The sequence below is a fragment of the uncultured Methanospirillum sp. genome (assembly GCF_963668415.2).
Taxonomy (GTDB): domain Archaea; phylum Halobacteriota; class Methanomicrobia; order Methanomicrobiales; family Methanospirillaceae; genus Methanospirillum.
Genome location: NZ_CAXXDL010000001.1, coordinates 3,560,106 through 3,573,338, shown reverse-complemented (window position 1 = coordinate 3,573,338; position 13,233 = coordinate 3,560,106). Strand labels below are relative to the sequence as shown.

General features: G+C 46.8%; 12 protein-coding genes. 11 read left to right on the top strand and 1 reads right to left on the bottom strand.

Annotation, left to right across the window (positions count from 1 at the left end):
* The 9 genes from ACHZA2_RS16850 to ACHZA2_RS16810 all read left to right on the top strand — a co-directional run bounded on the left by ACHZA2_RS16850 (window position 1) and on the right by ACHZA2_RS16810 (window position 10,632).
* The gene (locus ACHZA2_RS16850) at window positions 1–1,152 is read left to right on the top strand and encodes a Coenzyme F420 hydrogenase/dehydrogenase, beta subunit C-terminal domain (protein WP_319580667.1); all 1,152 of its coding nucleotides are present in this window, start codon (window positions 1–3) and stop codon (window positions 1,150–1,152) included.
* 163 nt (window positions 1,153–1,315) lie between these two features.
* Window positions 1,316–1,771: a ferritin family protein gene (locus tag ACHZA2_RS16845; RefSeq protein ID WP_319580666.1), complete on the top strand. Its 456-nt coding sequence runs from the start codon at window positions 1,316–1,318 to the stop codon at window positions 1,769–1,771.
* 62 nt (window positions 1,772–1,833) lie between these two features.
* On the top strand, window positions 1,834–2,337 hold the full coding sequence (locus tag ACHZA2_RS16840) for a hypothetical protein (RefSeq protein ID WP_319580665.1): 504 nt from the start codon (window positions 1,834–1,836) through the stop codon (window positions 2,335–2,337).
* Window positions 2,338–2,406: 69 nt separating this feature from the next.
* A complete protein-coding gene (locus ACHZA2_RS16835) occupies window positions 2,407–3,183 on the top strand; it encodes a tetratricopeptide repeat protein (RefSeq protein WP_319580664.1) in 777 nt (258 codons plus the stop codon).
* A 62-nt stretch (window positions 3,184–3,245) separates the two neighbouring features.
* On the top strand, window positions 3,246–3,551 hold the full coding sequence (locus ACHZA2_RS16830) for a putative quinol monooxygenase (RefSeq protein WP_319580663.1): 306 nt from the start codon (window positions 3,246–3,248) through the stop codon (window positions 3,549–3,551).
* 57 nt (window positions 3,552–3,608) lie between these two features.
* A complete protein-coding gene (locus ACHZA2_RS16825; protein WP_319580662.1) occupies window positions 3,609–5,087 on the top strand; it encodes a response regulator in 1,479 nt (492 codons plus the stop codon).
* Window positions 5,088–5,165: 78 nt separating this feature from the next.
* On the top strand, window positions 5,166–6,977 hold the full coding sequence (locus tag ACHZA2_RS16820; protein WP_319580661.1) for a KUP/HAK/KT family potassium transporter: 1,812 nt from the start codon (window positions 5,166–5,168) through the stop codon (window positions 6,975–6,977).
* Between the two features lie 51 nt (window positions 6,978–7,028).
* Entirely contained in the window at window positions 7,029–8,747 is a 1,719-nt protein-coding gene (locus ACHZA2_RS16815; protein WP_319580660.1) for an NAD-binding protein, read from the top strand.
* 73 nt (window positions 8,748–8,820) lie between these two features.
* Complete coding sequence (locus ACHZA2_RS16810) at window positions 8,821–10,632, top strand: KUP/HAK/KT family potassium transporter (RefSeq protein ID WP_319580659.1); 1,812 nt, start codon at window positions 8,821–8,823, stop codon at window positions 10,630–10,632.
* 131 nt (window positions 10,633–10,763) lie between these two features.
* Here ACHZA2_RS16810 and ACHZA2_RS16805 read toward each other — a convergent pair whose 3' ends face one another.
* On the bottom strand, window positions 10,764–11,615 hold the full coding sequence (locus tag ACHZA2_RS16805; RefSeq protein WP_319580658.1) for a hypothetical protein: 852 nt from the start codon (window positions 11,613–11,615) through the stop codon (window positions 10,764–10,766).
* A gap of 156 nt (window positions 11,616–11,771) precedes the next feature.
* Between ACHZA2_RS16805 and ACHZA2_RS16800 the strand changes: the two genes are divergently transcribed.
* The gene (locus tag ACHZA2_RS16800; protein ID WP_319580657.1) at window positions 11,772–11,954 is read left to right on the top strand and encodes a hypothetical protein; all 183 of its coding nucleotides are present in this window, start codon (window positions 11,772–11,774) and stop codon (window positions 11,952–11,954) included.
* A 107-nt stretch (window positions 11,955–12,061) separates the two neighbouring features.
* Window positions 12,062–13,042: a metallophosphoesterase gene (locus ACHZA2_RS16795; protein WP_319580656.1), complete on the top strand. Its 981-nt coding sequence runs from the start codon at window positions 12,062–12,064 to the stop codon at window positions 13,040–13,042.
* Window positions 13,043–13,233 lie beyond the last annotated feature (191 nt).

Here is a 13,233-nt window from a genome sequence, read left to right as displayed (position 1 = left end):
ATGACAACAAAAGGAGATCTCCTGTATGCATGGACCACAGACAGCGGACTTGCCAAGAAAGCAGAGTGTGGAGGAGCTGTCACCGCCCTTCTCAGGCATGCTCTCGAGACAAAGATGGTTGACGCCGTAGTAGCAGTCACCAAGGGATATGATATTTACGATGCTATCCCGGTCGCTATTACAGATCCCAAGGACCTTGATGCAACTGCCGGCTCACTACACTGTGGAACCCTGCTTCTCGCCACGTTCATCAAGAACTACCTGGACGGGGCAAAGAAGATGAAACTTGGTGTTGTGGTGAAGGGATGCGACCTCATGGGCCTGCTTGAAGAAGCAAAACGCAATGATGTCGACATGAAGAACATCATCACCATCGGTGTCAACTGTGGTGGATCAGTCAATCCAGGTGTAGCCCGGAAGATGATCAAGGAAAAATACGGCGTAGACCCGGACACAGTTCACAAGGAAGAGATCGACAAGGGTCAGTTCATCATTGAGTATGAAGGTGGACACAAAGGCATATCAGTCGATGAACTTGAAGAAGAGGGATTCGGCCGCCGTACCAACTGCCGTCGCTGTTTGTACAAGGTTCCCCGTCAGGCAGACCTTGCCTGCGGTAACTGGGGTGTCATCGGTGACAAGGCAGGAAAGGCAACTTTTGTTGAGGTCTGCAGCGAGAAAGGTGCAGATCTGCTTACCAAGGCAATAGCTGCAAAGAAGCTCGATGTTGAAGCTGCAAACCCGAAAGGTATCGAGATCAGGGGCAAGGTAGAAGGAGCCATGCTCAAGCTCGGAGCCAAGTGGAGACAGCACGACTTCATAGCGCTCAGGGACAACCTCTGGGAGATCATAAACACGGAGACCTCCCGGTGTGTAAAGTGTTATTCCTGTATCGAGAAATGCCCGGTCTGTACTGCAACTGCATTTAAAGGCAGGGACGAATCTCTGATGGTCCGCAGGGGAAAACTTCCATCAGACCCGATGTTCCACCTCAGAAGATTTGCACATATTTCAGATAGTTGCATCAACTGTGGACAGTGTGAAGAACTCTGTCCGATGGAGATCCCACTGGCCCTCTTCTCTCATGCAATCAGAGTTGAGGCAGACAACGCGTTTGAACCAAAACTTGGAAAGTCGGTATATACCAACTAACGTAGCACTGATTACCACTCATCTCAAACGACCTACACAAAACCCAAGTAAAACTGCGTTCAGCCAGTAACAGCCACCAGAAGATGCATCATGACACAGGATCAGGGTATCGTACCCCGATCCCTGTTATACCAGATTATATCTGAACAAATGGAGAATATCCATGAAAACCGAAGAGTTTAAACAGATTCTGCTTAAAGCAATTGACAGGGAAGTTGATTCCTATGCCCTTTATACGGCTCTTGCAGACAAAGTAAAGGACAGTGCACTCAAGAGCACATTCAGAGAACTGGCCCAGGAAGAGACCTACCACCGCAAGACCCTGCAGGAATACCTGTCAGGATCAAAGAAGGAACTAAAGTTCGATGAGGTCAAAGATTACAAGTTATCAGAACTTATCGAGAGTCCAGCTCCTTCTTCTGACATGAAACCACTGGACGGTCTCAAACTGGCGATCAAGAAAGAGGAAGAGGCAATGCAGATGTACGAGAAACTCGCAGATGCAAGTGCTGACTCTGACCAGAAGAAGATCTTCACAGAACTTGCAAAGATGGAACGGGGACACAAGGCACGCCTTGAAGATCTCTATACCAATTCAGCCTTTGTTGAAGCCTGGTAATCAGGCCCCCTTTTTTTGATCCTGAAGGATTTATATCATTGCGATCCATCCTGATGGAGATTATGACCTATGTAATAAGAATCGCGATCGTTGCACTCATCCTGTTTTTTTTGGCAGCAGGAGTCTCTGCATTCTCAATTTCAGAGATCACGTATACTGTAGGAGATGACGGAAATGGAATTGTTAATATGCAGTACCAGTTGAATGGAACTGAAACACTTCAGTACGATCTCATAACAAAGGCTCTTGACTTAAAGAGCATCGGCAAAGCAGAGCTTGAAAAGGCCTTAAGCCGTGAGGTGGTAGTAAATTCCATCACTCCGGAATCAGTGCAGTTGACGGTATATGACATGGCCACCGTTGACCAAAGCCAGATCACAACCCCGTCATTCACGTATGTTCCGGTAGAGTCCCTCGTAGATCCAAATCTGCTCTGGATTGTCCAGAAATTTGATATTAACTTTATTCCCCATGTCTCAACGGTAGTCTTCCCTGATGGATACAAGGAATCATTCTCAGATGCACAGACCATTCCAGGGATCACTCATACAGTCAGCAGTACCTGACCCATATCCTTTACCTACCTTTTTTTCAGCCATCGATGCCCTTAACCGATCTCGGCTCAAACGCTCATTATGCCTGACAAGGAGGATCAGACATTCAGATCAGGGATGTCAGCCTTCAAAGAGAAGCAGTACGATGAGGCGGCTGTTCAATTTACGAAGGCTATCCAGGATCATGCGGTGATGCATAAATCCTTCAATGCTCTCGGAGTCACATACTCAAAGATCGGAAAGATCAAAGAGGCAAAGGCTTGTTTTCTAAAAGCTCATGCCCTTGATCCTACAAATGAGACCTACAAACGGAATCTTAAGAAGATATCTGGAAAAATTTCTCAACCCAATAAACCACCTGTGCCTCCACCTGCTCAAAAAACCGGAAGATCTCTCAGAAAATCAAATGTTCTGATCATGCTCGGGGTTACCCTGGTAGTATCCATCCTCATTATGCTGCTCGGGGTTCAGTTCATCTCGCAATTTCAACCCCAGGTCGGCACAATTCTTGGCGGCACCTTTGATGAGGGCCTTCTTACCCCCTGGATGAAATCTCAGGAGCCAGAGATTCACATTCTGCCAGTTGTCACCGTCAAAGTGGAGGATAAGCGGATCGAGTTCATGTTTAACAGGGACCAGGATCTATCAACAGTCGATCAGGTTGAGACGGTGATCTCCACAACAAAAGGGACCGATGATCAACAGGCCACCTTTCCTCCGGTCACCAGCCCGCAGAATAATGTCTACTATGCCATCGACGATCCGTTCATCGGCAAAGCAAAACACCTCGTCATGACCATGTATTACCAGGACGGAGCATATGGCGTGGTTGCTGATCTCAATCTGCCTCCCAGGTGACCTGATGCGAATAGAATCCTGTTGAAGACCAGATAAATAGTACCAAAATAAGAAGAGTGGGTATGCTTGTTGTTGCTGCTGAATGTCGTATTCTTCCAGATCACTGGCAGGAGTTCGAGAAAGAGATGGCCCGGATTACTGACCTCGTCAGGGCAGAGCCGGGTTGCACCAGGTACGATACTACCACTAGTACCGAGGAGCCCGGACTATTTCTCATCCTTGAGGAGTGGGAGAGCAGGGATCACCTTGATGCACATCTGGAAACAGTTCACATGAAAGAGCACAAAAGTCTCACTGCTGACTGGACAGTAGAACCGACACGGCTATCCTTGTACGAAACCCTTTCGGTTCAACGCCTCGAACTGTGATCTGAATGTAATAGGATAAATCAGATACCGGAACTCAGAGAACTATTGAAAAAAGCCATGATCAGAACCAGACCCCCCCTACAGGTTCTCTTTATCGATGATGATCCCTGGCTTTTGAACATCGCCCAGTTATATCTTGAGAAGACTGGTTTCATGAAGATCACTCCGATCTCGGATGTAAGGGAGGCCATGGACCTGATATCAGAGAGGAGTTTCGACGCCATAGTCTCTGATTATCATATGCCAAATATGGATGGGATCGGCCTTCTCACCAGACTCAAAGAGAGCGGGAATAATACTCCATATATTATATACACAGGAAAGGGGCGTGAAGAGGTCGTCATTGAGGCACTCAACAAGGGGGCTGATTTTTATATCCAGAAGTCAGGCAATCCTAAATCGGAATTTGCCGAACTTGCAAGCAAGATACAGTATGCAGTGGACCGGAGAATCTCTGAAGGTGAACTTACAAACGCTATAGCAAACCTGAAACTAAGCCAGAAGATTGCACACATCGGGAACTGGATCCTGGATATGGAAGAGCAGATTTTCACCAGTTCTGATGAAGGGCTTGTAATATTTGGATTTCCATCGAACTATATGCCAACTCTCCTGGAGGTTCAGAACACAATCCATCCTGATGACAAGATTCTGGCTCGAAATTCACTTGATCAGTTGCTCAAAACAGGTGAACCATACAATATCGATATCAGAATATTGAGACATGATACAGGTGAACTCAGGCACATTCAGTCACAGGGACATCTGCTCAGGGCAGAACCTGAAAAAAACCAGGTGATCTTCGGAACTAATCTTGACATAACAGACCGGAAGAAGACCGAGGAGGCACTGAGTAAGACCAACTCGTACCTGGAGAATCTTATTACCATCGCTTCTGTTCCGATCATCATCCTTAACCCTGATGGGATCATCACCAGGATAAACCGGTCAGGTGAAGAACTGATAGGGATCTCTACTGATCAGGTTGTCGGGAGATCGATTCAGACTCTTTTTCCTCCTGATCAGGCAGAGATTGAGATGGCATCGATTCTTAATGCATTGTGTAGTGCTACGAAGAAGGCTGTCGAACTGGAGATGCTTCATGCTGATGGGGCTGTTAAAACTGTTCTCTGGAACTCAGCGACTTTGTATGAGACTGACGGGGTAACGCCTGTAGCAACGATAGCCCAGGGACAAGATATCACAGACCAACGAAGGCTTGAGCGCCAGCGTGATGTTGCAGAGGTACAGATCCAGCAGAATCTTGCAGAGCTCGCGATACTGAACGACGGGATAAGAAACCCCCTGATGGCAATATCCGGATACGCTGAACTGTATAATAATCAGGATATCACCAAAAAAATACTCAAACAGGTAGAACTTATCGATGAGATGGTATCGAGAGTTGACCGTCGATGGGCAGAATCTGAGAAGATCCTTAATTTTTTACGCAAACACTGTGAAGTGGACCCGGACCAGATTGAGAATATGCAGGCTGATGCGTGCCTGGCGGAACCTGAAAATCATAAAATCTGACTGGCAGACTGAACCATCAACAGGATATCCAGTACAAACCCTCATATTCATCAGGGGTTGATGTATCCTTAGACCTTTATGGAGCAGATTCCTCCGCTATCATCGATCATCAAAGCTACAGGACTTGTTTTTGGAGATATCGGGACCAGCCCGATGTACACACTTGCTGTTCTCTTCGCACTGGTTCCTCCGAACGAGGAGGATATCATGGGGCTTATATCACTCATCTTCTGGACACTTACCATCCTTGTTACACTTCAATATGCATTCCTTGCGATGAGGCTCTCCCACAATGGTGAGGGAGGGACGATTGTGCTGAAGGAGCTCCTCACGCCTATGCTGAAACATCCGGCTAGCCTTGCGATTGTTACCATGATCGCCATCCTCGGTGTCTCCCTGATGATCGGTGACTGTGTGATAACACCTGCTATTACCATCCTCTCGGCAGTAGAAGGAATTCCTCTGATCCCAATTATGAAAGGAATAGATCAGGGGGTTCTTATAGGTATTGCAGTTCTTATCACCCTCCTTCTCTTCTGGATGCAGCAGCGTGGAACCGAGAAGATCGCATCAGCATTCGGACCTGCTATGGTACTCTGGTTCGTAATGCTGTTTGGAACCGGCCTCTACTCACTGATTCAGACACCCCATATTCTCTTCTCACTCTCTCCGACCTATGCTTTTAGTTTCTTTGTGGACAATCCAATCGATGCATTCCTCTCATTATCGCTCGTCATCCTCTGCGCCACCGGAGGAGAAGCCTTGTTTGCTGATATGGGACACCTAGGGAGAGACCCGATACGATATGCCTGGATATTTGTCTTCATCGCGATACTTGTCTCGTACCTCGGGCAGGGTGCTTACCTTCTTCGGACAGGTAATGCTCAAAATCCCCTGTTCGAGATGGTATATGCAGAAGCCGAACTCATCTACATCCCGTTCCTTCTTGTCATGATCATGGCAAGTGTGATAGCCTCTCAGGCGGTCATCAGCGGAATATTTTCTATAACCTTTCAGGCAATCTCCACCCATCTCCTTCCGATGCTCCATATCGATTACACATCCTCACATGTCAGAACCCAGATCTACATCGATGTTGTGAACTGGATGCTCTGTGCTTCCGTGATTCTGATGCTTCTTATCTTCCAGTACTCTGAAAGACTGGCAGAGGCCTACGGGATCGCAGTCACGGGAACCATGCTCATCACCGGCATACTGATGACCGCAATATTCTGGCATACCGGAAAGCGACTCTTCTTTGCCCTCTCGGTATTTGTTACTCTGGTGGATCTTGCATTCTTCATCTCGATGCTGACCAAGATCCCGTCAGGAGGATTCTGGTCCCTGATAATTGCAGCAGTACCGTTCTCTGTTATTATCATTTACACAACAGGGCAGAGGACATTATACCGTACAATGCGCCCGATGGACTGGAAGACCTTCAGAACCAGGTATTCAAAGGCTTATCGGGGGGCCAGTCATATCACAGGGACTGCAGTGTTCTTTGCCAGATCGGTAGACAGCATTCCACCGTACATATCCCGGACCATCTTCACCAGCGGTATCCTGTACGAAAAGACGATCATCATTACTATGGATATCACAGAGAATCCGTTCGGACAGACCTCCTCATATCAGGAGGAGATCGAGCACGGGCTCTCGGTTCTTACTATTTCACGCGGATATATGGAAGTGATAGACATGATGAAGATCATCCATCAGGCAGGCATCGAGGAGCGGACAATATTCTATGGAATGGAAGAGATTGTAAGCAGGAAGATCCTGTATAAAGTATTCTATCTTATCAAGCGGGTATGTCCCTCGTTTGTTCAGTACTACCGGTTGCCAGCCCAGAAAGTACACGGGGTCATCACCAGGATCGAGTTATAACCATGGCAATGAAATTCATAAATCGGCCATCCCGGTGAATATGCGAAATATATGAATATCTTTAAAAAGTTGATCATACGAGTCAGGACCCGAATCACCCATTCGTACCGGTTGCAGTTGATACTCTACATGACTGCATTTTTCCTGGTCATCCTCTCGTATGTGCTGATCTTCTGGTATTATTATCCGATTTACGAGGGTCAGAACGTCTCCCTGATGAAATCGCTCCTCTTTGTCATGGAGACGATCACCACCGTCGGGTACGGGGAATTTGTTCCGTTCAAAACAGATGAGATGGCATTTGTTGCCATCATGATCATGACATCCGGTATCGTCGCATTCTTCGGGATCATTAATATTCTAATCACCCCGATGATACAATCACGAATCCGGCCGGTACCTCCGCAAAAGCTCCCGTTTAGCCCCAGGGATCACGTGGTGATCTTCGGGTACTCACGGGTTATCCAGGAGGTCATAGACAACCTGAAAGTCATTGGCACCACCGTGGTTCTCATAGAAGCAGACCGGGACCAGGCATTGCAACTTGCATCGAAGATGGCTCCGGAGATCCATGTAATCTGGGGTGATTACCATGAAGAGAAGACATGGAAGGCAGCAGGAGTTGCACAGGCAGGATACATCATCCTCTTTCTTGAAGAGCGGATCAGTGCCAGGGTAACACTCGGGATTAAGAAGATCTCGTCAACAGAGATCATAGCGGTGATAACAGATAACTCACTTGAGAAGTACCTCAAGATCTGCGGAGCAGACCAGGTCATCTCAACAAAGGATATTCTCGGTGCTATCACTGCCCTGCATGCCCTGCTCAATATTGACCCGGCAATACTTGCTGACAGTGACTTGATGAAGGATGTACTGACAAAGACCTCAACTGTTCTAGGATCCTGCCAGATCACACGGATTCCGGTGATCAGAAAAAGCCGTGCAATAGGGAAAACATTAGGTGAACTCTGCCTTCCTGAAGAGTATCAATTTAGATCGTTTGCTGTTCTGGACAAAGGAGATGTAGTTCTCTTCCCTTCTGATTCATATATTGTCAAAGAATCAACCGTCCTGATTCTCCTTGGTGATAATTCAAATCTCTTCAGAATGGTGATGGAGCAATTCATCACGCCCCATAAAAAACAACTGACAGCCATCATCGCTGGGTACGGGGACATGGGGGTGATGATCGGGCGTGACCTTACTAAACTGGGAATTTCCACGCGGACCATCGATGCAGATGCCTCATCACATCCAACCGTTCTTGGAAGTGCCGAAAAAGAGGAGATCCTGATAGAAGCAGGAGTAAAGAACGCTCACTTCCTTCTGGTGGTTACCAATGACGATGATATCAACCTCTTCACTACCCTGATGGCACGTGAACTGAACCCAGATCTCACAATATTCTGCAGGGCAAATGATCCGGAATCGGTCTCCTGGATGTACCAGGCCGGTGCTGATTATGTCATCAATGTCCCGACCATCATCGCCCAGGCACTCGGTCGCCTGATCCTCTATGACTCATCACAGGTACTGATGAACATGCGAGGCCAAAACCTCCTGATTGTTCGGTATCATGACATCAAAAAGACCGAGGTCAGTTCTACTGATGCCATACGGGCAGCAACAGGATCAGTCGTAATAGCCGTGGATCACGCAGGAGCCCTGATCTTTCCCGGAGACCGTGATCACATGATTGTCCCGGGAGATGCGGTGTATGCATTCGGAACACCGGATCAGATCAGCCGGTTTATTGATTATCTCTGACCAGCAGAGTCCATATTTTGACCTGCGGGCGGTAACAATCATATCTGATCCTTCTGACTGAGTATACAGATTTATGGAGCCTCTTCCTTCGGCCGCGTCAGTAAAAAAAGCAGCAGGTCTTGTCTTCGGTGATATCGGTACGAGTCCGATCTATACCCTTGCTGTTCTTTACCTTTTCATCGAGCCCACCCGTGCCAATATCATGGGAACGATCTCGCTGATCTTCTGGACGCTGACCGTGATGGTGACCGTGCAGTACACCATCCTGGCTATGAAACTCTCACAGACCGGAGAAGGGGGAACTCTTGTACTGAAAGGAATTCTGCTCCCACTCATCAGGCATCCACGTTCGGCATCAATATTTACTCTCCTTGCCATCCTCGGTATCTCTCTGATGATCGGAGAATGTGTCATAACCCCTGCAATCAGTATCCTGTCAGCGGTTGAAGGGATCAGACAGATCCCGGGCATGGAGAGCATCGCCCAGGAATGGCTTATTCTTCTTGCAATCATCATCGCGTGCTGGTTGTTTTACTTCCAGCGAAAAGGAACCGAAGGAGTCTCAGATATCTTCGGACCGATTATGATCATATGGTTTGTGGCTCTTTTTCTCACCGGGCTCTTCTCGATCATCTTAAGCCCTGAGATCATCACTGCCATCAATCCGATATATGCAGCCAAGTTCTTCCTGCATAACGGGATTCACGGGTTCTTTGCGATGTCCCTTATTGTTCTCTGTGCAACCGGTGCTGAGGCGCTCTTCGCAGATATGGGCCATCTGGGCAGGGAGCCGATACGATATGCCTGGATTCTTGTTTTTATCTCGGTGCTTTCATCCTATCTCGGCCAGGCAGCATTCCTTCTTAGACATTCTAATGTGGGGAATCCTCTCTTCCAGATGGTCTTCACCGAGATAGAGATTCTGTATATTCCATTCCTTATCCTGATGATTGCTGCAACAGTCATCGCCTCTCAGGCGGTCATCAGCGGGATCTTCTCGATCATATACCAGGCGATCACCACCCATCTTCTCCCGATGCTTCACATCGATTATACATCTGACGAACTCAGGACCCAGATTTATATCAACACGGTAAACTGGCTGTTATGCATCGCTGTGATCCTGGTACTTCTGATGTTCCAGTACTCAGACCGGCTTGCAAATGCCTACGGCCTGGCAGTCACCGGAACGATGTCCATAACCGGGACATTCATGATCTCTATCTTCCTGGTAAGAAAGCAGTACCTGCATGCAGGGGTTGCTGTCCTGGTCACATCCCTTGATATAACCTACTTCCTGTCCACATTCAGTAAGGTCACTCATGGCGGATACCTCTCACTGATCATCGCCTCAATACCCTTCTCTATCATCCTGATCTACACCCATGGGCAGAAGGCGTTATACCGGGCCATGCACCCGATGACCCAGGATCAGTTTTTGAGAAGATACACCCGGGCATATTTCAGTGGCAGGCATCTGAAAGGGACAGCGATCTTCTTTGCACGATCTATCGAGAGTGTCCCGACGTACATCTCACGGACGATGTTCAACAATGAGATCATCTATCACAACAACGTCCTTGTCTCTATAGATATTACCGAAAAGCCGTATGGTCTTGAGTACAATGTCGCTAAAGAGATTGCACCAGGTCTTGCCACACTCTCGGTCAGATATGGGTACATGCAGGTTATCGACCTGATGTTCATTATTCGTCAGGCAGGAATCGAAGAAAAGACAATCTTTTACGGGATGGAAGAGATAGTGACCAGGAATCTGATCTGGCAGATCTTCTATCTGATCAAACGACTCTGCCCTTCGTTTGTTCAGTACTACCGGCTCCCGCCTCACAAAGTCCACGGAGTTGTCACAAGAGTGGAAATGTAGATCTCTTTTTGCCTAAAAATCCTTTTCATCGTTCCTACCAGGGCTCCTAAAGGGCCACCATTGGGGTTTTAAAACTCCCGCAGCCGTGGTGACTGATCATCTGTAACTCCAAAAAATGATTATACCCAAATTCAGGCAGGTGGCCGGGTCTCTACAACACTGATAAGTGAGAGGGTGATCTCAGGCTCCATCCTGAGTTTTCCAACAGAATAATCAGTCCCATCTGTGGTAATGGTGATTGTTCCGTCACTATCTGTCCGCATCACCTGAGCTCCTGCGGTCTGCAGAATATTCAGCGTTGTCGGGATAGGATTTCCGACCGGGTTCCCTTCACCAGTACTGACAATGGCAATTTCCGGATGAACTTTCATGACAAAACCAGGATCTGTTCCCTGCCGTGACCCATGATCGGCAACCCTCATAATCTGCGCACTGACATTTCCGGGAACACTCTGCTGACTCCCCATAAGAAGAAGCCGGGTGTTTCCATACGTTATCAGGGGGACGAGTGTATCTGCTCCTGCTTCACCGGTCACGTCTGAAGGACTTACTATTGTGATGTTCACCCCTTCTGCAAACTGAATGTCACTTCCGGCCAGAACTTTTGTTCTGGGAATCTGATCTTCATCAAGTTTCGTGATAACATCCCGGTATGATCCATCAGACACATTCCATCCGCCATCTGAATAGTGCCTTGCAGGAGTGTCATTGAGGATGTTTGTAAGTCCCCCGGTCCTTCCTTCTTCAGGGCTTGTCACCAGTACCTGGTCGAAGTCGCTAATTTTGAGTGACTTCAGATAATGTTTTGTTAGGTTTCCTGAACTGGCAGTGCCCGAATCTATCAGCATATTCTTCCCATCAGTCTGTAAAAGAACTGCATCACCCTCGTTCACGTCAAGAAAATGAACTTTCAGATCAGCACTGACTGGAGTGAAAATCAGGAAGCAGAAAAGGAGGGCAATGATACAATAAGATGAAGACATTCACTAGAGTTGGTCTGAATTGTTAAATGTTTCGTGGCTCTTCCCCAAACCCGGTATCCATACCATAACGTGAACACCTTGAAAGAACCGACTTGTTTTTCAGTTGAGAGATAATCAATCGAAAAAGATATTCTATGCCGGGTAAACACTACTACTATGAAGAATATGGAGATGAAGATTGAGGGATCCACCCTCACAATCACTGTCGATCTTTCAAAAGATTTTGGTGAATCAAAATCAGGAAAGTCAATTGTAATCGGCTCATCAGAGGGCAACATATCGATACCCGATAACGATGATATCAAGATCGGCCTCAACGTATACCGAAAAAAGGCATAAGCACTCCTTTTTTTATCAGTAACACATCTTCCTTGCCCATGGCATAGGCCTGACAGGCCTGGATACCAGAAGAAAGATTTTCAGGTCTTTCCCGCTGTTCTGACCTGATGAAGCAGATATTTAAACAACCAGACAAAACCTACCTGACGATCTCCACAAAAGAGGAACATACAGGTTTTATGAAGTTCAGATGGTTTTTTATCGCTATTTTCGTAATTATTGTCGTAGTACTCTTCCAGATATGTGTCACAGCCGAACCGGATCAGGGAACTACCAGCTCAAAAGCATCAAACACCACAATATACTCCATTGTGCATCTGTCAGATACGCAGAACCTTGCGACCGGGTATCATGACACCTATAACTACACCTTTACCTACCTCGATTCAATCAGAGACAGGTACAATATTTCGGCAATAATCATCACCGGGGATCTTGTGAATACCTTTGATAGCAGGGAGGAATGGGATGCGTATGCAGCTGCAGTCAATAAGACCTCAATTCCGATCTATGTTACCGCTGGAAATCATGACACCAATTATGGGAAAGATGACCGGTACTACTCAGCCTATACCGGGAATACAGATCGGTACTCTATCACCACACTCAATGACTTCAATCTTGTCACTATTCCGTATGTTAAAAAGACCCTCCCATCCAAAGACTTCAGCAATATCAGACAATCTCTCAACCAGTCACCACATCAACTGACTCTTATAGCAACCCATTATTACATGGATATGAACGGGAGTGTATCGCGACTCGGCAGAGATATCAATACAAATATTATCCAGGGGCCGACGATTATCATGGCCGGGCATAAACGTGCTCATTTTATCAAAACCGAACAAATTGGTCAATATCCGGTGGTCGAAGAGATAACCAATTTCCAGAACGGGATCAATGGGCCGACCGGAAAGGATTACTCAGCAGGAACTTTGTATACAGTAACTGCAGACAACAGAACGATCACCAGGGTATCGGCACGGACCATCGGAATATATCCTGATCAGGCATGCGGACCTGATCATATCATCTATCCCCTGGATTCAGGCAACTCAGAATCCGGCCACATAAGATTTGAATGACTCCAGAATACCTGGATGAAAATGGTGAATCCAGGGATATAGGTTTTATACAGATTGCTAATGCCAGATGGTATGTATAATGATCAATTCAAACCCGATAATACAGAATTATAAATGCATAATTTTATATTTTTGATACTATTATATACCAATAATATTACTCTCCTGGGTTTGGCTTAAATTGGATGGAA

Excerpts from the sequence above, each read along its gene's own strand:
- ACHZA2_RS16850 (WP_319580667.1), top strand. The coding sequence starts at position 1 with ATGACAACAAAAGGAGATCTCCTGTATGCATGGACCACAGACAGCGGA.
- ACHZA2_RS16845 (WP_319580666.1), top strand. The coding sequence starts at position 1,316 with ATGAAAACCGAAGAGTTTAAACAGATTCTGCTTAAAGCAATTGACAGG.
- ACHZA2_RS16840 (WP_319580665.1), top strand. The coding sequence starts at position 1,834 with ATGACCTATGTAATAAGAATCGCGATCGTTGCACTCATCCTGTTTTTT.
- ACHZA2_RS16835 (WP_319580664.1), top strand. The coding sequence starts at position 2,407 with ATGCCTGACAAGGAGGATCAGACATTCAGATCAGGGATGTCAGCCTTC.
- ACHZA2_RS16830 (WP_319580663.1), top strand. The coding sequence starts at position 3,246 with ATGCTTGTTGTTGCTGCTGAATGTCGTATTCTTCCAGATCACTGGCAG.
- ACHZA2_RS16825 (WP_319580662.1), top strand. The coding sequence starts at position 3,609 with ATGATCAGAACCAGACCCCCCCTACAGGTTCTCTTTATCGATGATGAT.
- ACHZA2_RS16820 (WP_319580661.1), top strand. The coding sequence starts at position 5,166 with ATGGAGCAGATTCCTCCGCTATCATCGATCATCAAAGCTACAGGACTT.
- ACHZA2_RS16815 (WP_319580660.1), top strand. The coding sequence starts at position 7,029 with ATGAATATCTTTAAAAAGTTGATCATACGAGTCAGGACCCGAATCACC.
- ACHZA2_RS16810 (WP_319580659.1), top strand. The coding sequence starts at position 8,821 with ATGGAGCCTCTTCCTTCGGCCGCGTCAGTAAAAAAAGCAGCAGGTCTT.
- ACHZA2_RS16805 (WP_319580658.1), bottom strand. The coding sequence starts at position 11,615 with ATGTCTTCATCTTATTGTATCATTGCCCTCCTTTTCTGCTTCCTGATT.
- ACHZA2_RS16800 (WP_319580657.1), top strand. The coding sequence starts at position 11,772 with ATGAAGAATATGGAGATGAAGATTGAGGGATCCACCCTCACAATCACT.
- ACHZA2_RS16795 (WP_319580656.1), top strand. The coding sequence starts at position 12,062 with ATGAAGCAGATATTTAAACAACCAGACAAAACCTACCTGACGATCTCC.